The following is a 19,819-nucleotide window of genomic DNA, read 5'->3' on the forward strand; positions in this document are numbered from 1 at the left end:
ATGCCTGCCCGCCGCCTCTTCTTCCCGATCCTGCTGGCGAGCGTCGCTTTCCTGGCCGCCGCGCCCGCCTTCGCCCAGACGGCACAGATTGAGGAAGCGCCCGCCAGTTCGCCTGCGCAAGCCGAGACGATCGAGATCGGACTTTCGACCGAAACCATCGCCATCACCTCGAATTTCCGGGGAACGGACCTCACCATCTTCGGCGCGCTCGACAATGCCGACCCGCTGGTAAGGCGGCACGGGCGCTATGACATTATCGTCGTCCTGCAAGGCCCGGACCGCGATCTGGTGATCCGCAAGAAGAGCCGCTATCTCGGCGTATGGGTGAATGCGGAGTCGCAGACCTTCCTCGGCGTGCCGCTCTCCTATTCCCTCGCCTCGACCCGCAGCCTGCAGGACATAGCCGAGCCGAAGGTCTATCAACAGCTTTCGATCGGCGTCGATAATTTCCATCTTGCGGCGGTCGCGTCCGAAAACTCTGCGGAGGATATCCGGCAGTTCGATCAGCAACTGCGCGAGATGAAAACGCAGGACGGGCTCTACACCCAGCGCGTCGGCGGCGTGGAGTTCATCTCGCCGACGCTCTTCCGCGCCACGCTGTCGCTGCCTGCAAACGTGCCGGTGGGGCGGCATAAGGCCCGCGCGCTGCTGTTCCGCAATGGCACGTTCCTGCGCGAGGCGGATACCAGCCTGCAGATCGTCAAGGCGGGGCTGGAATACCGCATCTATGACGCGGCGCAGAACCATGGGTTTCTGTATGGTCTGTTCGCGGTGTTTCTGGCGGTGTTTACGGGGTGGTTTGGGAGGTTGTTGTTCCGGAAGGATTAGGGAGCCGATGCTATCAGCGCCAAGCGCCCTCGTGGTTCGAGGCTCATTTCGCTGCGCTCCAATCGCACCTCACCATGAGGGCTACTGCGGGCGCCGCTCCTTCATCTCCATCTGAGGGTTGCCGGAAGCGCGATGCCCCTTCACCCTCATCCTGAGGTGCGGAGCGAAGCGGAGCCTCGAAGGGCGAGGGTGAAGGGGATCGTTAGCCACTGAAACGCATTCTAACCCCCAACCAACATCCCCCGCTTGATCGCATAGACCCTCTCACTTCCCAGCATGAACGCCAAAAGCCGCTCCTCCGCGAACAGCCCCCGAAAAGCTCTGTCCAGCACGTTGAGCGCGCCGGTGTAAGCGCCGAAGGCGGGCATGATGAGGCGTTCGCCGTCGCTGGCGAAGCAGGGGCGGCGGACGGAGCGGCCGCGGCGGATGATCTTTGCGGCCGGGTGGAGGTGCCCGGCAATCTCGCCCGGTGCGCTGCCTTTTTGCGGCTCGTGGCGGAAGATCAGGGGGCCGAGCGCCAGTTCGGTTGCGACATCGCCCGGCAGGCCCACCGGCTTTTCGGGATCGTGGTTGCCGGTGATCCATATCCATCGCCGCCCGGCCATGAGCTGCTCCAGCCTGATGACATAGAGCGCCGGCAGGCGGGCGGAGGCCTTTGCGTCATGAAAACTGTCGCCAAGGCTGATGATGGTGGCGGGATCGTAGCGGGCGACAATAACGGAGAGAAGATCGAGCGTCGCGGCGGTGTCGTAGGGCGGCAGCATCATGCCGCGCCGGGCGAAGGAGGAGCCTTTTTCCAGATGCAAATCGGAGACGACAAGCAGCCGCGTTTCGGGAAAATAGAGCGCGCCCGCGGGGTCGCAGAGCGCTTCCACACCCGCAATGGCCGCCCTAGCCGCGCCGGCTTGGTCCTCTCTCATGCGTAGCGCTACGGTCATATCTCTCCCATCACTTCGCGGATCAACTCATCGGCGGCTTCGGCCAGAAGTACGTCATTCGCCTCGCCGGCCACCGATTCCCTGCCGATTTCCAGCATGACAGGCACGGCCAGCGGCGAAATCTGCTCGAGGTCGCGGTGGACGATTCGGCCCTTGATGCGGGTGAGCATATCGGCCAGGCGGCGGATGTCGAGAAGGCCGGTGGCGGCGTCGGCGCGGGTGGCCTTGAGCAGGATGTGGTCCGGCTCATGGCTGCGCAGCACGTCATAGATCAGGTCGGTCGAAACCGTCACCTGACGCCCAGTCTTCTCCTGCCCCGGATGACGGCGCTCGATCAGCCCGGAAATAACGGCGCAATTGCGGAAGGTGCGCTTCAGGAGATAGCTTTCATCCATCCATGCTTCGAGATCGTCGCCCAGCATGTCCTCGTCGAACAATTGGCTAAGTGGCAGCTCGCCAGTGCGAAACATGCGCCCGAGATCACCCAGCGCCCAGATACCCAGCGAATAATCCGTCGCGACGAAGCCGAGCGGCCGCGCCTTGGCCCGCTCCAGCCGCCGCGTCAAGAGCATGCCGAGCGTCTGGTGGGCGAGCCGGCCCTCGAAGGGATAGGCGACCATGTAATAGCGCTGCCCACGCGGGAAGGTCTCGACCAGCAGTTCCCCCGCCTTGGGGAGGATCGATTTCTTGCGCTGGATTTCCAGCCATTCATGCACTTGGTCAGGCAGCGCATCCCAGCGCTTCGGGTCGGCCAGTATGGCGCGGACTTCGCCCGCCAGATAGGTGGAAAGCGGGAATTTGCCGCCGGCATAGATGGGGATTTTCGCGTCCTGCCCGGCGGCATTAGAGGCGATGCATTCATTGTCGCGGATGCCCTCGAAGCGCAGCACCTTGCCAGCGAAGAGAAAGGTATCGCCCGGCGTCATGCTTTCCAGGAAATATTCCTCGATCTTGCCCAAAACCCGCCCACCATAGGCCTTACCGCGCCCGGATTTGGTCAGCCGCACATTCAGTTCCGGCGCTTCGACGATGGTGCCAATGTTAAGCCGGTATTGCTGGGCGATGCGCGGATGGCTTACGCGCCAGGTGCCGTCGGCCGCCTTACGGATCTTGGCGAAGCGCTCATAGCTTTTCAGCGCATAGCCGCCGGTGGCCACGAAATCGAGGATGCGATCGAAGGCCTCGCGCGGCAGACCGGCATAGGGCGCGGCGGTGCGAATTTCAGCGTAGAGCTGGTCGGCATTGAACGGCGCGGCGCAGGCCATGCCCAGCACATGCTGCGCCAGCACATCAAGCGCGCCCTCGACGAGCGGCGGCGTATCCTGCGCGCCCAGATAATTGGCATCGAGCGCGGCGCGGCATTCCATCACCTCGAAGCGGTTGGCGGGCACGAGAATGGCGCGGCTCGGCTCGTCCATGCGATGGTTGGCGCGGCCGATGCGCTGCGCCAGGCGGCTCGCCCCCTTCGGCGCGCCGACATGGATGACCAGATCGACATCGCCCCAGTCGATGCCCATGTCGAGGGTGGAGGTAGCGACAATGGCGCGCAGGCTATTTCCCGCCATCGCCTGCTCGACCTTGCGGCGCTGCCCGGCGTCGAGCGAGCCATGATGGAGCGCGATGGGCAGCGTGTCTTCATTGATGCGCCAGAGTTCCTGAAACAGCATTTCCGCCTGGCTGCGCGTATTGACGAAAAGCAGCGTGGTGCGGTGAGCGCGGATCGCCTCATAAATATCCGGCAGTGCATAGCGCGCCGAATGCCCCGCCCAGGGGATGCGCTCGGCGGATTCAAGAATGGAAATATCGGGTTTCGCCCCGCCTTCCACGGTGATCAGCCCGGCCATAGGCTTTGTTTCGCCTTGGCTCACCAGCCAGCGGCGCAGTTCGTCTGGCTCCGCCACCGTGGCGGACAGGCCGATGGTCTGCAGCTTGGGCTGCAACTGCCGCAACCGCGCCAGCCCCAGTGACAGGAGATGGCCGCGCTTGGAGATGACCAGCGAGTGCAATTCATCGAGCACGACATAGCGCAGATCCGCGAAAAAGCGCTCCGCGTCCTTGGAGGCGATGAGCAGGGCAAGCTGCTCCGGCGTCGTCAGCAGGATGTCGGGCGGGGCGAGCTTCTGGCGCTGACGCTTATGCGCGGGGGTATCGCCGGTGCGCGTCTCGACGGTGATGGGAAGCTGCATTTCCTCGACGGGGATGCCGAGATTGCGGTGAATATCGACGGCCAGCGCTTTCAAGGGCGAGATGTAGAGCGTGTGAATGCCGCGCGTGGCCATGCCCGGCTTGCGCTTCGTCCGCCGCGTCAGGTCGACCAGAGATGGCAGGAAGCCCGCCAGCGTCTTGCCCGCGCCTGTGGGGGCGATCAGCAGCATCGAGCGGCCCTGCTCCGCCTCGGCCAGAAGCTGCAACTGATGCGGACGCGGCTGCCAGCCCTTGTCGCGGAACCATTTCAGAAATGGCTCCGGCAGGGGGAATTGCGTGTCGGCGGGTTTTGGCTTCGCGTTCAGGGTCACGCGAAGGAAACTAATGCGCCGCCGCGCCGCCGCCAAGCGGTTTGTTCACTTTTGTTCTTGTTTTGATGGGGCAGCGCCAAGCGCCCTCGCCCTTCGAGGCTCGTTCCGCTGCGCTCCACGAGCACCTCAGGATGAGGGCTGTTGGAATGTCGCGGATAGCCCCTCACCCTTACCCTCTCCCCGTGAATTACGGGGAGAGGGGGACATAGACGTCTTCGCCTCTTCCTTCTGCCGGATGCACGGGAAGAAGAAAGGGGCGCAAACGTTGACGCCCCCGTCGCCCCGCGTGCGGGGGAGAGGGTAAGGGTGAGGGGCATTCCACGAGGCATTTGTTTGGCCGCAACACCCTACTGCGGCGTTGCAACCCTTCACCCTCATGGTGAGGTGCGACCCTGAGCCTGTCGAAGGGGAGCCTCGAACCACGGGGGTGAAGGGCGCACAGTTGGTTCCGTGCAAATGTGAAATACTCTAAACCCGACGCGCGACCGTCACGATGCCCGTCAGCGGCTCGCCACGATCGTAACGGATGGTCGCCTTGCTCATTTCGATAGGGGCGAAGCCATGCTGCTCAAGAAGGCGGCGGATGTAGGCGGAGGAATGGGTGAAACGGAGCGAGGGTTGGAGGAGCAGGTCTTCGTCCGAGCTGTCATCCGTTTCGACGGAAAAGGCGAAGATGCCGCCCGGCTCCAGCGCACCTGCAATATTGACGAAGGCGCGGTCGAGAGCGCCGACATAGACGAACACGTCAGCGGCGACCACGAGGTCCGCCAGGCTACCCGGCTTTTCCAGTTCGTTGACATCGCCTTTTTCAAGACGGTCGTAGATGCCTTTTTCCTCAGCCTTGCGCAGCATGGCGTCCGAGAGGTCGATGCCTTCAAGATAATCAGTCGTGGCGCGCAGGCGCTCGCCCATGAGGCCGGTGCCGCAGCCGAGATCCATGGCGCGGCGATAGCGGCGGTTCCCGGCCCTTGCGATCGCTTCGGCAAGGAGCTCGGGGACGCGATAATCGAGCTTTTCGATGAGCGCCGTCTCGAAAGTGGGCGCATAGGCGTCGAACAGGGTTTCGACATAGGCGGTGGGCGGCGCATCGGGCCGGGCGGCGAGGCCGATGCTCGCCAGTTTCAGGCTGGCGCCGAAGCGGTCTTCCGGGTCGGCCTCGAGCACGCTGCGCCAGGCCTTGGCGGCGGCTTCCGGATGGCCTGCCTCCTCCTCCATCTCGCCCAGGCGGAAAAGGCCGGGCACCCAGCCGGGCACGATTTCCAGCGCTTGCCGCATCACATCCGCCGCTCCTCCATAATCGCCCGCCTCGAACATCATCTCGGCATAATGGGCACGGCGATCGGCAATCAGATCGCCGGAGGAAAGGAAAGCTCGCGTCATGAAGGGCCAGATTTTGGGGTTGGGTGCGCGGCATATGATCTTCAACCCGGGCTTTTGCAAGGCTTTTCTATCGGCCCCTTCGCCCCTATCTTCACATTATGCGCCCAGAGGACCTTCTCCGCCCCACGCCGCAAGGGCTTTGCTGCCCGCCGGGGGATTTTCACATCGACCCGGTGCGGCCCGTGGCGCGCGCCCTCATCACGCATGGCCATGCCGACCATGCCCGCGCAGGCCATGGCCATGTGCTCGCCACGCAGGAGACGCTCGACATCATGCGGCTGCGCTATGGCGAGAATTTCGCAGGATCGACCCAGGCCATCCGTTTTGGCGAGACGGTTGCCATCGACGGCGTATCGGTGCGGTTTCACCCGGCGGGACATGTGCTGGGATCGGCTCAGATCGCGGTGGAGCAAAAGGACATGCGCATCGTCGTCTCCGGCGATTACAAGCGCCAGGCGGACCCGACATGCCAAGCTTTCGAGCCGGTCAGCTGCGATGTCTTCATCACCGAGGCGACCTTTGCCCTGCCCGTCTTCCGGCACCCGGACGCGGCGCATGAGATCGCGCTGCTGATGAAATCGGTGGCGCAATTTCCGGAGCGCAGCCATATCGTCGGCGCCTATGCGCTCGGCAAGGCGCAGCGGGTGATCAGCCTCATCCGGCAGGCGGGCTATGACAAGCCGATCTATATCCACGGCGCCTTGCAGAAACTCTGCGATTATTATCAATCGCAAGGGATCAATCTGGGAGAACTCAGGCCCGCGACGCTGGACGCGGGCGAGCCGCAGGATTTCGCAGGCGCAATCGTCATCGGCCCGCCCTCGGCCTTCGTGGACCGCTGGGCGCGGCGCTTCCCCGATCCGCTCGCCTGCTTTGCGTCAGGCTGGATGCGCATCCGCCAGCGGGCGAAACAGCAGGGCGTGGAGTTGCCGCTCATCATCTCCGACCATTGCGACTGGGACGAGCTGACGGACACGATCCGCGAAATCGGCCCAGCACAAGTCTGGGTCACGCATGGGCGCGAGGAAGCCCTGGTGCGCTGGTGCACGCTGTCGGGCATTCCAGCGCGGCCTTTGCACCTCGTCGGTTATGAAGACGAGGGAGACTAATGGAAGGGTTTGCCGAACTCCTCGACCGGCTGGTGCTGACGCCGCAGCGCAATGGCAAGCTTCGGCTGCTGGCCGATTATTTCCGCGCGACGCCCGATCCGGAACGCGGCTACGCCCTCGCCGCCATCACGCGCGATCTGGACCTCGCCAGCGTCAAGCCCGCCATGCTGCGGGCGCTGGTAGCCGAACGCGTCGACCCCGAGCTTTTCGCCTATTCCTACGATTATGTCGGCGATCTCGCCGAAACCATCTCGCTGATCTGGCCCGCACCCGAACGGCGGCGCGCCAACCGTCCGCCGCTTCTCTCCGATATCGTCGAAGCCCTGTCGCAAGCCTCGCGGCGGGAAGGGCCGCTGCTCGTCGCCCGCTGGCTGGACGATCTCGACGCCTCGGGCCGCTACGCGCTCCTGAAGCTCGTCACCGGGGGCCTGCGCATCGGCGTCTCCGCCCGGCTCGCCAAACAGGCGCTTGCCGATTTCGGGCAGGTAGACGTGACTGACATAGAGGAGCTATGGCACGGGCTGACGCCGCCTTATGAAAACCTCTTCGCATGGCTCGAAGGGCGCGCCCCAAGGCCGGCAAATCTGGCAGCGGCTCCCTTTCGCCCCGTGATGCTGGCAACGGCGCTGGACGAGACGGAATTTCCCAAGCTCGACCCCGCCGATTATGCGGCGGAATGGAAATGGGACGGGATCCGTGTGCAAGTGGTGGCGGAGGACGGCGTGCGACGCATCTATTCGCGCACCGGCGACGACATCTCCCATGCCTTTCCGGATATTCTCGAAGCCATGGATTTCGAGGGGGCCATCGATGGCGAGCTTCTGGTGGGGCGGCTTGGTGAGAACGGCATCAGGGCCGGCACCTTCGGCGACCTGCAACAGCGGCTCAACCGCAAGACAGTGACGGCGAAGCAGCTTACGGATTACCCGGCCTTCGTGCGTGCCTATGACCTGTTGCAGCAGGGCAGCCAGGAGACGGGTGAGGATCTGCGGCCCCTGCCCTTTCGCGAACGGCGGATGCGACTCGAAACTTTCATCACCACGCTCAATCCCCAGCGCTTCGATCTTTCGCGGCTGGTCTCATTCACGAGCTTCGAGGAACTGGCAGCGTTTCGCAAAGCGCCGCCGCATCCGATCATCGAAGGGGTGATGCTGAAGCGCCACGACAGCCCTTATCTGCCGGGACGCCCGAAGGGACCTTGGTTCAAATGGAAGCGCGATCCCTTCACAATCGACGCAGTGCTCGTTTATGCACAGCGCGGCCATGGCAAAAGGTCGAGCTATTATTCGGACTTCACCTTTGCCGTGTGGACCGGGCCGGAGGACGACGCCACCCTCGTGCCTGTCGGCAAGGCCTATTTCGGCTTTACCGACGAAGAACTGAAGCTGCTCGACCGCTTCGTGCGCGAGAACACGACCGAGCGCTTCGGCCCGGTGCGCGCGGTGAAGGCGGACCCGGACCATGGGCTGGTGGTGGAAGTGGCCTTCGAGGGCCTCAATCGCTCCACCCGCCACAAATCCGGCGTGGCAATGCGGTTCCCACGGTTTTCACGCTTACGCTGGGACAAGCCGCCACGCGAGGCGGACCGGCTGGAGGCGCTGGAGAAGCTGCTGGAGCGGGATTAACTGCGCGGCACGCTAACTATTGAGCGACACTAACCCTTATGGCGTAAATGTCGATGGCCTTGCCCGCACCGCTGACATCGCTGTTGATAGTGATGGTTCCTGCGCCTGTCGCCCGCTGGCCCTCTGGGAAAGTCACGTCGAAAAGGAAATCGCTGCGAGCGTCCGTCACGTCATAACGCTTGCGCCCGCAATCGCCCATGGCGCCGAAATCGCAACTCACGGACATTTGCGTCGGTTGACCGTCATCGCTCTTTGCGATGATATCGAAGGTCGCCTTCTTGCCGGCGATCTCCCTCAAAATCCCCTCGCCCACGTCGAAGATGATTTCATCGTCGGCGCCCGGAGATTTTACCCGCGCAAAGCCGACCGAACCCTGACCCGCAATCTGCGCCGTGGCGCTGCCTGTGACCGATATGCGCGTCGGCTCGGAGGGGTTGAAAATGTTGATCCACTTGCCGCCGGCCGCATCCTCGCCTTCCCGGGCCGGAGCGCCGTTCAATAGGGCCGTGCTGCGCGAGGGGTTCATGACATCGGTGAAACTGTTGTAGAGCGACCAGCCCATCAGGGCGAAGACCAGCAGGATGAGCCCGGGCAGCACATAGGACATGAAGGGCGAGCGCGGCTTCTTCGCCACGTCGCGCCGGGGCGCGCCGCCCTCGAAGCCGAAATCGGCATCGCGGTGCTTCTTCTTGCGCGCGGTGCGCACATCGTCGCGGTCGAGCGCGGGACCTTCCGCCGGGGATGCAGCCTTTGCCGGCGCGGCGCCATTTTGCACCTCCACACCCCCTAGGGCCGGCTCGACGCGCGCGCGGGACGCGGCGGCGGGCGCGGCTGGCCGCGCGGGGCGGAACTCGGATTCGATGCGCGAGATCGTCGCCTTAAGCCGGTCGCGGCGCTGCGCCTTCTGGGCGTCGCTCAGGGAGGTGTTGGCGGCAAGCGCGTGCTCATGTGCGCTCCAGGCCGATTCATAAATCCGCTGGCGCGTGGCGGGATTGGCGGCATCGCCCTTGGCGAATGCGTTGCGTATCGCGCGTTCTATGCCTTCCAAACTAAGGTTTCCTCTTGCAGCGCCGGAACGGGGGTAAACTAGAACATGATGGCATCATGCTCTAGAGGATCCCGGCGGTTAATCAAGCATTTACACTTTTTCTTAAGTGAGAGCACACCGCCAAAAAACTTCCGTTTACGGAAACGTCAAAATCCTGCATATATTCCCGCAAGGACGAATGGGAGGAAACGAGATGGCATTGCCCGATATTTTGAAAAGCAGGCTGCGCATTCCAGTGGTCGCCTCGCCGATGTTCATCATCTCCCATCCGGCGCTGGTGCTGGCGCAGTGCAAGGCCGGCATCGTCGGATCCTTCCCGGCGCTCAATGCACGGCCGGAATCCCAGCTCGATGAATGGCTCGCCGAGATCACCGAGACGCTGCGCAATCATGACGAAAAGCATCCCGACAGGCCGTCGGCGCCTTTCGCGGTCAACCAGATCGTCCACCGCTCGAACAAGCGGCTGGAACACGACCTTTCGCTGTGTGTCAAATACAAGGTGCCGATCGTCATTTCCTCCCTCGGCGCGGTGCCTGAGGTGAATGCGGCGATCCATTCCTATGGCGGCATCGTGCTGCACGACGTCATCAACAACCGCCACGCCAATTCCGCGATCCGCAAGGGCGCGGACGGGCTCATCGCCGTTGCCGCCGGCGCGGGCGGCCATGCCGGTACGCTCTCGCCCTTCGCTCTGGTGCATGAAATCCGCGAATGGTTCGACGGCCCGCTGCTTCTCTCCGGGGCCATCGCCAATGGCCGCTCGATCCTTGCCGCGCAGGCGATGGGCGCGGACCTCGCCTATATCGGCTCGCCCTTCATCGCCACGAGGGAAGCGCGTGCGCTCGACGAATACAAGCAGATGATCGTCGAATCGAACGCAAGCGACATCGTCTATTCCAATTATTTCACCGGCGTTCACGGCAATTACCTGAAGCCCTCCATCCGCGCGGCGGGCATGGACCCGGACAATCTGCCGGAAGCCGACCCCTCCAAAATGGATTTCGACAAGCCGGAAGCGGGCGCGAAAGCCTGGAAGGACATATGGGGCTGCGGCCAGGGAATCGGCGCAGTCAAGGAAATCCTCCCTACCGCAGATCTGGTCGCACGGCTGGAAAAGGAATATGCGTTGGCCAAGGCAGAACTCAGGGATCTGTGGGACGCATAAGCCGGGGGAGCGCAATTCCCGTGCCTTTCAACAAATCCGCCGATTTGCACTCTTGCTTTTCCGCACCGACTTCTGTATCAGCGCAAACATTCCGGGCCGGACGAGATTCTCCGGTCCGCATACATATCGGGGAGCCCTCCCCATGCCGCTTTAGCTCAGTTGGTAGAGCACATCATTCGTAATGATGGGGTCAGGTGTTCGAGTCACCTAAGCGGCACCATTTTACAATGTCAGAATTTTCTTGAGCTTCACGGGCCATTGGCTCGGCAATCTGCCGGGTACGGGGTTTTTCTATAACTTCGTCAGCATTTTCTGCACGTATTCGACGTATTTCTTTTATCAATTTGAATTCAGAAATATTATTAAAAATTTCTCGAAATATTACACAATAACACGCCATTAATTATAGATTTATACTTAGGATATTCAATGGGCACGACAAATTCTGTTATTCGTCGGATGCCCTAGGAGATAAGCCAAATGATGGCTTTGGTGTGGATATTGCTGGCGCTTGGGTTTCTGTTCGGCTGGTTTGGCCGGCGGGAGATTGCGCTGGCCTTTATCGCTCTTTGTTTCGCGGTGGCGGTGAAGCTGTTTCTCTGGGAAATCCATAGCTCCACCTACGGATATCGGATGCCCTGGATCCAGACGCGGTCCATGGATAAGCCGCCGGTCTCGCATCCTCTCCTTACCACCCAAGCCGCCGTGCGGATCGGAGACCGAGCATGAGCGCGCATCGAACCGCCACCAGAAGGCGTACGAGCAAGGCTGCGGCGAATGTGGGTCCCGTTCGAGCCGAGCCGTATTTACCCGCCCCCGCCGAACCGCGGCTTGCCGCGCTGCATTCTTTCTACCTGCTGGCCATGCTGGCGGTCATCGCGGCCATTCTCACCGCGGCCATGGTGATGCAATATGGCTATGGCGAACTGCCTTGTCCGCTCTGCCTGTTGCAGCGGGTGGCGCTGTTCGGCGTGGCCTTCGGCATCATCCAGCAGTTCCGCAGCGGCTTTTCGCTTCGCAATACCGGGCTCAGCCTGCTTTTCACGATTTTCCTGCTGGTCGTATCGGTGCGGCAGACCTTGCTCGACATCTATCCGCGCCCAGGCCATTCCTATATCGGCAGCGCCATATTCGGCCTGCATATGCCGGTCTGGTCGATCCTCATCGCGCTGGCGCTGCTCATCGCCTATGCGGCGAAGCTCATCCTCTTCGCCGATGGCAGCCATATGCGCGGCGCGCCTCCTGCCGGGCAGCTGGTGATCCGCGCGCTGGCGACGGTGCTCGGCCTCTATGTGGTCGCCATCGTGCTCGTCAATTTCGGCTCGGTGGTGCTTCAGTGCGGCCTCGACCAGTGCCATACCTTCGGCTACAGGCTGCTGCCATAGAAGCTTACGGATTTTCGGCCTCTGCTATGGCCTCTTCCAGCGGCTTGTCCTTCCAGAAACGCGCGTGGTTCTCCATCGTGCTGAAGCTGCGCCCCAGCATGCGGTCGGTATACATGATGCCATTGAGATGGTCGATCTCATGCTGGAGGATGCGCGCGTACCAGCCCTCCGCCTTGATATGGACGGGCTCGCCATTATGGTCGAGGCAATCCACCTCCACGCGCGTGGCGCGCGGCACCAGCGCTGTGAAATCGGGGAGGCTCAGGCAGCCCTCGAAGAAGGTCGCCTCCGGGCCGGGCAGAAGCCTTATCCGGGGATTGATGACGACGTGGAACGGCACCGGGCGACGGCCGCGCCGGGCAAGCTCTTCCTGCGGAATCACCTTCTGATATTCGGCGCGGTCCTCGATGACGGCGATTTGCAGCGACTGGCCCACCTGGGGCGCGGCCAGCCCGACGCCCGGGGCGTTGCGCACGGTGTTGCGCATCAGCTCTATCAATTGCTGTATCGAGGGCGACCTGATTTCATCGGCCGTGAGTTCCCGGCCCACCTGCCGCAGGACAGGATCGCCGACCGTCGAGATCTTGAGACTTAGGGGCATGCTATTCTCCCTGCAAAACAGCTCGGCATTTCAATCCCTTGCAGGCATCATACATCCTTTATCCGGGGCGCAAAATTTTTCCTCTTTATTGGGATCGATAAGATTGTCCGACTCGTACAATATGACGATGCGGCTGGACCTGAGTTCCAGTCTGGAGGCCCGGCGCGAATTGCCCCCAACCCCGCACCGGGCCTCCTTTCCTCCCCCGCCTTATCCCGAAATACACCGTCGAATATGGCTTGACCGGGTAGCAACTTATTGGAGTAGCGCTGAAGCCGCCGCTCATTCATGATTGACCGGAGCAAGATGCCGCATAATTCCGCCGGAAGCGCCCATATCGATGCTGGGCCTTCGGTTCCGGGAGAGGCGTCGCAAAGCCAGCTGGATGCTGCGATCGAGGAGATGTTAATGCCTGAAAGAGAAAGCCGTCTGGACGCCGCCGAACTGACCTTCCCGCCGCATGCCGGCAATGGCGTGGCGGAGTTGTCCAACGCCGAGAAGAGACATGTGGTCGGCTTCCGCTTCGTCTATGGCCTGGCGCCGCAGGAGCCGATGATCGAGCTCCAGCTGCGGGACCGCGATTCCGGCTTCCAGACATTTCATATTCCGCTGCCGGACGCGATGTATCTGCTCGGCGCGCTTCAGCATGTCCAGCAGGAAACGGAGGCCGAAATTCCGCTGGAGCCCCCTGCCCTGGCAAGATAAGCCAGCCGGCTAGAGTTGTTCATGTTTTGATGGAGATTACTTGGATATCATTTGGCACCGTTGCTGTAGCGGCGCTGTAGAGGCATGGATTCCTGTGACAAGCACAGGAATGACGAGGTGAGATTTTTGTGCTTGTCACAGGACTCCATGCCTCTACGGTGAAACCGCGCATCGCCCCTGTCCAAAAGTGAAGTACTCTATTCTTGTCTTTTCAACTGACCGCGCTAAAATAAGTTCCATTCAGACAATGACAGAAGCATATCCTCCCGCAAAGGAGGAAGCATTCATCGTTTGAGGGAGGTAACAATGAGTGAGGTTGTATCTGGCGCGGGCAGAACACCGCGCCCCGCTCCATCCTATGTATTGCAGCAGATCCATCTGGACATGCCCCAGCCATCGGCTGACCGAACGCGCATTTCCGATATACTCAGGCTGGCGAAAGGCGGCTATTCGCGCTTCCGCCGCAGGCCGCCATTACCGAAAACCATGCGGGACAGAGGGGGCAAGGGCGCTTAGCTCTGCTTTCGCCTGCGAACGGGCGCGGCGTTCATCATGCCGGTCTGTTCGCGGGCCTGTCCCTGCGTAATCAGCCGGGCGCTGCGATTGCCCGTCAAGTAAATCCAGAGCCAGCTCAGCGCCACGGCGATGCGGTTGCGCGTGCCGATCAGGAAGAAGACGTGGGCGATGCCCCATATCCACCAGGCGAGCCAGCCGCGCAGTTTGATCCAACCGAAGTCGATCACGGCGGCGCGCTTGCCAATCGTGGCGAGGCTGCCGGAATGCTTGTAGCGGAACACCCCCGGCTCGGGCTTTCCGGCGAGGCGCGCCCGGATCGTTCTTGCGGCGTGAGCACCTTGCTGCTTGGCGGCGGGGGCGATGCCGGGAACGGGACTGCCGTCCGGCGTGGTGACGGAAGCGGTGTCGCCGATGACGAAGATGTCCGGATGACCGGGCACTGTCAGGTCGGGCTCCACCTTCACGCGGCCCGCGCGGTCAGCCTCCGCGTCAAGCCATTTCGCGGCAGGTGAAGCCTTGACGCCTGCTGCCCAGAGAATGGTTCCCGTGGCGATCCTTTCATCGCCGAAGACGACATAGCCGTCGGCGCATTCGGTGACGGGCGCTCCGGTGCGCACCTCGACGCCCAGCCGCTCCAGCGCCTTGCGGGCATAGTCCGACAGATCCTCGGAGAAGGCGGAGAGAATGCGCGGGCCGGCCTCGATCAGCACCACCCTGGTCATATGCGGGTCGATGTTGCGGAACTCATCCTTGAGCGTGACATGGGCAAGCTCGGCAATGGCTCCGGCCATTTCCACGCCGGTCGGACCGCCGCCGATGATGACGAAGGTGAGGAAGGCCTGCCGCCGCTCCGGGTCGGTTTCGCGCTCGGCGCGCTCGAAGGCGACGAGCATGCGGCGGCGGACGGTGGTGGCGTCTTCCAGCGTCTTCAGGCCGGGAGCGAATTTCTCCCATTCGTCATGGCCGAAATAGGCATGGGTCGCGCCGGTGGCGATGATGAGCGTGTCATAGGGCACATGGTAGCCATCGGCCAGCAGCACCTCGCGTCTGGCGGTGTCGACGCCGCTGACGGTGCCGAGGATGGTCTCTACTTCCGGACGATTGCGAAAAAGATGGCGGATCGGCCAGGCGATTTCCGACGTCGCCAGCGTCGCCGTCGCCACCTGATAGAGCAGCGGCTGAAACAGGTGATGGTTGCGCTGGTCGATGATGGTGATGCGAACCGGAGCGCCCTTCAGGGAACGGATGGCCTCCAGCCCCCCGAAACCAGCGCCGACAATCACGACATGATGCTCGCCCAAGGAAATTATCCTGTCCGTTGCGTCTAGACCTTAATCTAGATCAATAAAACAGCGGATCAATGAATATTGTTATGCACCGGGCGAATGGGTGGGGGCGTTTTATTGCGGGGGTGGGCGGTGTTTGGGGTGGTTGTTCATATCTTGGCGGGCCATCACCCCCCTCTGCCCTGCCGGGCATCTCCCCCACAAGGGGGGAGATTGGCCTTCATAGACGCTCGGTACCAATCGCGAACGTTGCAGAATGAAAGCGATGCGTGGCGTCAGCCAATCTCCCCCCTTGTGGGGGAGATGTCCGGCAGGACAGAGGGGGGTGTTTGAGGCTCGCCAACCTATCCTATAATTTTCCTCACTCCGCCGCCACCGGCGCCGTCTCCTTCCGGCTTCCCTCGTCCTCCCGCTTCTTCGGGTCCTTCCATGCAATCAGCCGGTAGAACATGGGGATGAAGAAGGTGGCGAGGAAGGTGGCGGCCAGCATGCCGCCGATGACGCCGGTGCCGATGGAGTGGCGGCTGGCGGAGCCGGCGCCGGTGCTGATGGCGAGCGGGACCACGCCCAGGATAAAGGCGAGCGAGGTCATGACGATGGGGCGGAAGCGCAGGCGCGCCGCCGAGATGGCTGCGTCGATGGCCGATTTCCCCTGCTCGCGCTCAAGGACGGCGAACTCGACGATCAGGATCGCATTCTTCGCCGCAAGGCCGATGAGCGTCACCAGGCCGATCTGGAAATAGACGTCATTGGTCAGTCCGCGCAGCAGCACCGCCACCAGCGCGCCGAACATGGCGAAGGGAACCGCCGTGATGACGGCGAGCGGCAGGCTCCAGCGCTCATATTGCGCCGCGAGGATGAGGAACACCATGATGAGGCCGAAGATCATCGCCTGCGAGCCGGTGCCGCTGGTCGAAAGCTCCTGATAGGCCGTGCCGGTCCAGGCGACCTGGTAGCCGGCGGGAAGCGCTTCCTTGGCGACTTCCTGCATGACGCGGATTGCATCGCCCGAGGTGTAGCCCGGCGCGGGATTGCCGGTGACCTTGGCCGCGTTGAAGGCGTTGAAGCGCTCGAGCTGGTCAGGGCCGACGACGCGCTTCACCGTCACGAGCGTGGAGAGCGGGATCATGCTGCCGGAATCGGCGCGCACGAACACATGCTTCAGATCGTCAGGCGTGCGGCGGAAATCCGCTTCCGACTGCAGATTGACCTGATAATTGCGGCCATAGAGCGTGAAGTCGTTGACGTAGAGGCTTCCGAACGTCGCCTGCATCGCCTCGAACACCGAGCTGATCGGCACGCCCATGGCCTTGGCCTTGTCGCGGTCGAGATCGAGCCGGTATTGCGGGATGTTGGGATCGAAGCTGGTGCGCACGCCCGCCAGTTCCGGGCGCTTGGACGCCGCCTCGACCAGCTTGTTGGTCGCCTCGGTCAGCGCCGCCACGCCGCGGCCCGTGCGGTCCTGAACGTAAAGCTCGAAGCCGCCTGTCGTGGAGAGGCCGAGGATCGGAGGCGGGTTGAAGGCGAGCACCATGCCGTCCTTGATGCCGGCATTCATGCCCATCAGCTGGCCCGGCAAATTGCGGGCGTCGAGCTCGGGCGTGGTGCGCTCGTGCCAGTCCTTCAGCGTCACGAACATGGTGCCGGCATTGGTCTTGAGGCCGCCGGAGAGGAGATCGAAGCCCGCCACGGCGAACACATTCTCCACCGCCGGGTTCTTGCGCATGTTCTCGCTCGCGGTATCCACCACCGCCTCGGTGCGGGCGAGCGACGCAGCAGGTGGCAGCAGCGCCACGCTGAAGAGAACGCCCTGGTCCTCGTCGGGCAGCAGCGAGCCGGGGATGGTGTAGAACATGTAGGCGGTCGCGCCAACAAGGATGGCGAAGATCGCAAGGCCAACCGCAACGCGCTTCACGAAAAAGCGCACACCGGAGGTATAGCCATCGGTCAGCCGCTCGAAGAAACGGTTGAACATGCGGAACGGCAGCATCGGCTCATGATGGCCGGGCTTCAGCAGAAGCGCGCAGAGCGCCGGGGTCAGCGACAGGGCGACAATGCCTGAAATGATCACGGACATGGCGATGGTGACGGCGAACTGCTTGTACATTTCGCCGACAAGCCCGCCCATAAAGGACACCGGCACGAACACCGCGCAAAGCACCAGCACGATGGCGATGACGGGTCCTGTCACCTCGCCCATGGCCTTGATCGCGGCCTCCTTGGGCGGCAGCTTCTCCGTCGACATGATGCGCTCGACATTTTCGAGCACCACGATGGCGTCGTCGACGACGATACCGATGGCGAGTACGAGGCCGAACAGGGTCAGTAGGTTGATCGAAAAGCCGAGCAGCCACATGCCCGCGAAAGTGCCGATGATCGAGATGGGCACTGCGATGATGGGGATCAGCGTCGCGCGCCAGTTCTGGAGGAAGATGAACACCACCGCCACCACAAGGATGATCGCCTCGATGAAGGTATGGATCACCTCATCGACGGAGACCTGGATGAACTTGGTGGTGTCGTATGGAACCGAATAGTCGATCCCATGCGGGAAGTTGGCCTTCAGCTCGTCCATCCGCGCCTTGACGAGTTTCATCGTGTTGAGCGCGTTGGCCCCCGGCTGGAGATAGAGCGCGATCGGCACGGCGGGCGTGCCGTTCAGATTACTGTTGACGAGATAGCTCTTGGTGCCAAGCTCGACCCGCGCGACATCCTTCAGCCGCAGGGTTGCAGCGTTCTTGTCGGAGCGCAGGATAATGTTCTCGAACGCCTCGGCATCGGGCAGACGGCCCTGCGTCGTCGCCGAATAGGTGAAGGCGCCGGATTTCGGGTCTGGCTGGTCGCTGAAGCGGCCGGCGGCGAATTGCGCGTTCTGCTCGCGGATGGCGCTCGCGACGTCGCTCGGCGTCAGATTATACTGCGCCAGCTTGTCGGGGCGCAGCCAGATGCGCATGGAATAGTCGATATCGCCCAGAAGCTGCACATCGCCGATGCCGGGAATGCGCTTCAGATCGTCGATGACGTTGAGAAGCGCGTAATTGCCGACATATGTGCGGTCATAGGAACTGCCCTTGTCCGCATACATGGCGACGAGGCCGAGAATGGAGGTGGAGCGCTTGTTGACGGTAACGCCGAGGCGCGTCACCTCCGTCGGCAGCGAGGAAAGCGCACGCTGCACACGGTTGTTGACGTTGATCGTCGCCTGGTCAGGATCGGTGCCGAGCGCGAAGGTGATGGTCAATTGCATCCGGCCGTCGCTCGAATTGGTCGATTGCATGTAGAGCATGTTCTCGACGCCGTTGACCTGCTGCTCCAGCGGGGCGGCGACGGTCTGCGAGACGGTTTCGGCGCTTGCGCCCGGATAGGTCGCGGTGACGACCACCTGCGGCGGGGTCAGCTCCGGATATTGCGCAATCGGCAATATCCGCATGGTGATGAGGCCCGCCATGACGATGACGATGGAGATGACCGCCGCGAATACCGGGCGGTCGATAAAGAAGCGATTCATTACTGCGTCACCGATGCCTGATTGACTTTCTTTCCGTCAGCCGCCGCGGTATCGACCGTGACGGGCGCGCCGGGGCGCACCTTCATGACGCCCTCGGTCACGACACGGTCGCCGGGGTTCAATCCGGACGAGACGAGCCAGCCGCCCTCGACCGTGCGGTTCACCGTAACCGGCCGCATCTGCGCCTTGCCATCAGGCCCCACCACATAGACGAACTGGCCCTGCGAGCCCTGCATGAGCGCGGCCTCCGGCACGACGATGGCGTTGTCGATGGTCACGCCCGTTATGGTCGCGCGGACGAACTGGCCGGGGATGAGGCGATGATCGGGATTATCGACCACGGCACGCGCGCCGAGCGTGCCGGTTTCTTTGTCGAGGCTCGACGAGGTGAAGTCGATGACGCCTTCATGGCCATAGACCTGCCCGTCTCCGAAGGTGATCTTCACCTTGAGCTTGTTCGGGTCGCCGCCCTTGGCCTCCTGCACATCGAGCAGGCGGCGGATTTCGGCGGCTTCCTCATCCGAGAAGGAGAAATTGATATAGACCGGGTCGAGCTGGGTGATCGACGTGAGGAGGCTTGAAGAGGCATCCGTGCCGATGAGGCTGCCTTCCGGCACCTGCTCGCGGCTGGTGATGCCGCCGATGGGGGCCGTCACCTTGGTGTAGCTCAGATTCAGCTCGGCGGTGCGCACCTGCGCCTTGGCGGCGGCGACATTGGCGGCGTTGCGGTCCCGCGTGGCGACCGCGCTGTCGCGGGTGGCCGCGCTTTGCACCTTCTGCAGAACGAGCTGTTCCGCCCGCTCGGCATCGCGGACCGACTGGGTGTATTGCGCCTGAGCCTCCGCCAATTGCGCCTTGGCGCGGGCGAGCTCCGCCTCATAGGGGGCCGGGTCGATCTCGAAAAGCACGTCGCCGGCCTTGACCTCCGCCCCTTCGATGAAATTGCGGCCAAGCAGGATACCCCCTACCCGGGCGCGCACCTGCACCTCGCGGAAGGCCGAAACCCTTGCAGCATATTCATAGGTCAGCGCCACTTCGCGCGGCTTTACGTCCACCACGCTCACCTGCGGCGGCGGTGGCGTCTGGCCGGGCGCCTGAGCCAGGGCGGCGCTCCCCGAGAGAACGAGAAAAACAATACCGGCGGCCGGTCCCGCCAGGGAAAATTTGCGCAATGTCATTGTGAAGCGAGGCCCTTCTCGGAAGTTTGTC

General features: G+C 62.7%; 16 protein-coding genes and 1 tRNA gene. 9 read left to right on the plus strand and 8 right to left on the minus strand.

What is annotated here, in order from left to right:
- The gene (locus tag IEX53_RS01460) at window positions 1-828 is read left to right on the plus strand and encodes a TIGR02186 family protein (protein ID WP_188820727.1); all 828 of its coding nucleotides are present in this window, start codon (window positions 1-3) and stop codon (window positions 826-828) included.
- A 221-nt stretch (window positions 829-1,049) separates the two neighbouring features.
- Here the strand turns inward: IEX53_RS01460 and pdeM are convergent, their stop codons facing one another.
- The 3 genes from pdeM to IEX53_RS01475 form a co-directional block, all read right to left on the minus strand.
- Window positions 1,050-1,748, minus strand: coding sequence for a ligase-associated DNA damage response endonuclease PdeM (gene pdeM, locus IEX53_RS01465; protein WP_236015999.1), 699 nt, complete (start codon window positions 1,746-1,748; stop codon window positions 1,050-1,052).
- A 14-nt stretch (window positions 1,749-1,762) separates the two neighbouring features.
- A complete protein-coding gene (locus tag IEX53_RS01470; protein WP_188820731.1) occupies window positions 1,763-4,282 on the minus strand; it encodes a ligase-associated DNA damage response DEXH box helicase in 2,520 nt (839 codons plus the stop codon).
- A gap of 468 nt (window positions 4,283-4,750) precedes the next feature.
- Complete coding sequence (locus tag IEX53_RS01475; protein ID WP_188820733.1) at window positions 4,751-5,662, minus strand: class I SAM-dependent methyltransferase; 912 nt, start codon at window positions 5,660-5,662, stop codon at window positions 4,751-4,753.
- A 98-nt stretch (window positions 5,663-5,760) separates the two neighbouring features.
- Between IEX53_RS01475 and IEX53_RS01480 the strand changes: the two genes are divergently transcribed.
- Complete coding sequence (locus IEX53_RS01480) at window positions 5,761-6,771, plus strand: ligase-associated DNA damage response exonuclease (RefSeq protein WP_188820735.1); 1,011 nt, start codon at window positions 5,761-5,763, stop codon at window positions 6,769-6,771.
- Window positions 6,771-8,396, plus strand: a complete 1,626-nt coding sequence (locus IEX53_RS01485; RefSeq protein WP_188820736.1) for a cisplatin damage response ATP-dependent DNA ligase — start codon at window positions 6,771-6,773, stop codon at window positions 8,394-8,396. Before IEX53_RS01480 ends, IEX53_RS01485 begins: the two co-directional genes overlap by 1 nt.
- Before the next feature lie 16 nt (window positions 8,397-8,412).
- Here IEX53_RS01485 and IEX53_RS01490 read toward each other — a convergent pair whose 3' ends face one another.
- Window positions 8,413-9,444, minus strand: a complete 1,032-nt coding sequence (locus IEX53_RS01490) for a hypothetical protein (protein WP_188820737.1) — start codon at window positions 9,442-9,444, stop codon at window positions 8,413-8,415.
- 193 nt (window positions 9,445-9,637) lie between these two features.
- Here IEX53_RS01490 and IEX53_RS01495 point away from each other — a divergent pair, with 193 nt between their 5' ends.
- The 4 genes from IEX53_RS01495 to IEX53_RS01510 all read left to right on the plus strand — a co-directional run bounded on the left by IEX53_RS01495 (window position 9,638) and on the right by IEX53_RS01510 (window position 11,994).
- Window positions 9,638-10,609: an NAD(P)H-dependent flavin oxidoreductase gene (locus tag IEX53_RS01495; RefSeq protein WP_188820739.1), complete on the plus strand. Its 972-nt coding sequence runs from the start codon at window positions 9,638-9,640 to the stop codon at window positions 10,607-10,609.
- Window positions 10,610-10,753: 144 nt separating this feature from the next.
- A tRNA-Thr gene (locus IEX53_RS01500) sits at window positions 10,754-10,829 on the plus strand.
- 260 nt (window positions 10,830-11,089) lie between these two features.
- A complete protein-coding gene (locus tag IEX53_RS01505; RefSeq protein ID WP_188821126.1) occupies window positions 11,090-11,338 on the plus strand; it encodes a hypothetical protein in 249 nt (82 codons plus the stop codon).
- Complete coding sequence (locus IEX53_RS01510; RefSeq protein WP_236015986.1) at window positions 11,335-11,994, plus strand: disulfide bond formation protein B; 660 nt, start codon at window positions 11,335-11,337, stop codon at window positions 11,992-11,994. The genes IEX53_RS01505 and IEX53_RS01510 overlap by 4 nt, the downstream gene beginning before the upstream one ends.
- Window positions 11,995-11,998: 4 nt before the next feature.
- On the opposite strand, the gene def is transcribed toward IEX53_RS01510, so the two are convergent.
- Window positions 11,999-12,595 carry a peptide deformylase gene (gene def, locus IEX53_RS01515; protein WP_188820741.1) on the minus strand — a complete coding sequence of 199 codons (597 nt, stop codon included), beginning with the start codon at window positions 12,593-12,595 and terminating at the stop codon, window positions 11,999-12,001.
- Window positions 12,596-13,003: 408 nt separating this feature from the next.
- Between def and IEX53_RS01520 the strand changes: the two genes are divergently transcribed.
- Both IEX53_RS01520 and IEX53_RS01525 read left to right on the plus strand, forming a co-directional pair.
- Window positions 13,004-13,300: a hypothetical protein gene (locus IEX53_RS01520; protein WP_188820743.1), complete on the plus strand. Its 297-nt coding sequence runs from the start codon at window positions 13,004-13,006 to the stop codon at window positions 13,298-13,300.
- 306 nt (window positions 13,301-13,606) lie between these two features.
- Window positions 13,607-13,816, plus strand: coding sequence for a hypothetical protein (locus tag IEX53_RS01525; protein WP_188820745.1), 210 nt, complete (start codon window positions 13,607-13,609; stop codon window positions 13,814-13,816).
- Here IEX53_RS01525 and IEX53_RS01530 read toward each other — a convergent pair.
- From IEX53_RS01530 to IEX53_RS01540, 3 genes are all read right to left on the minus strand, one after another.
- Window positions 13,813-15,123 carry an NAD(P)/FAD-dependent oxidoreductase gene (locus IEX53_RS01530; protein WP_188821091.1) on the minus strand — a complete coding sequence of 437 codons (1,311 nt, stop codon included), beginning with the start codon at window positions 15,121-15,123 and terminating at the stop codon, window positions 13,813-13,815. The two genes, IEX53_RS01525 and IEX53_RS01530, sit on opposite strands and share 4 nt — an antisense overlap.
- A gap of 340 nt (window positions 15,124-15,463) precedes the next feature.
- The gene (locus tag IEX53_RS01535; RefSeq protein ID WP_188820747.1) at window positions 15,464-18,610 is read right to left on the minus strand and encodes an efflux RND transporter permease subunit; all 3,147 of its coding nucleotides are present in this window, start codon (window positions 18,608-18,610) and stop codon (window positions 15,464-15,466) included.
- Entirely contained in the window at window positions 18,610-19,788 is a 1,179-nt protein-coding gene (locus IEX53_RS01540) for an efflux RND transporter periplasmic adaptor subunit (RefSeq protein ID WP_188820749.1), read from the minus strand. The genes IEX53_RS01535 and IEX53_RS01540 overlap by 1 nt, the downstream gene beginning before the upstream one ends.
- Window positions 19,789-19,819 lie beyond the last annotated feature (31 nt).

The organism is Paramesorhizobium endophyticum, from assembly GCF_014640615.1.
Classification (GTDB): Bacteria; Pseudomonadota; Alphaproteobacteria; order Rhizobiales; family Rhizobiaceae; genus Paramesorhizobium; species Paramesorhizobium endophyticum.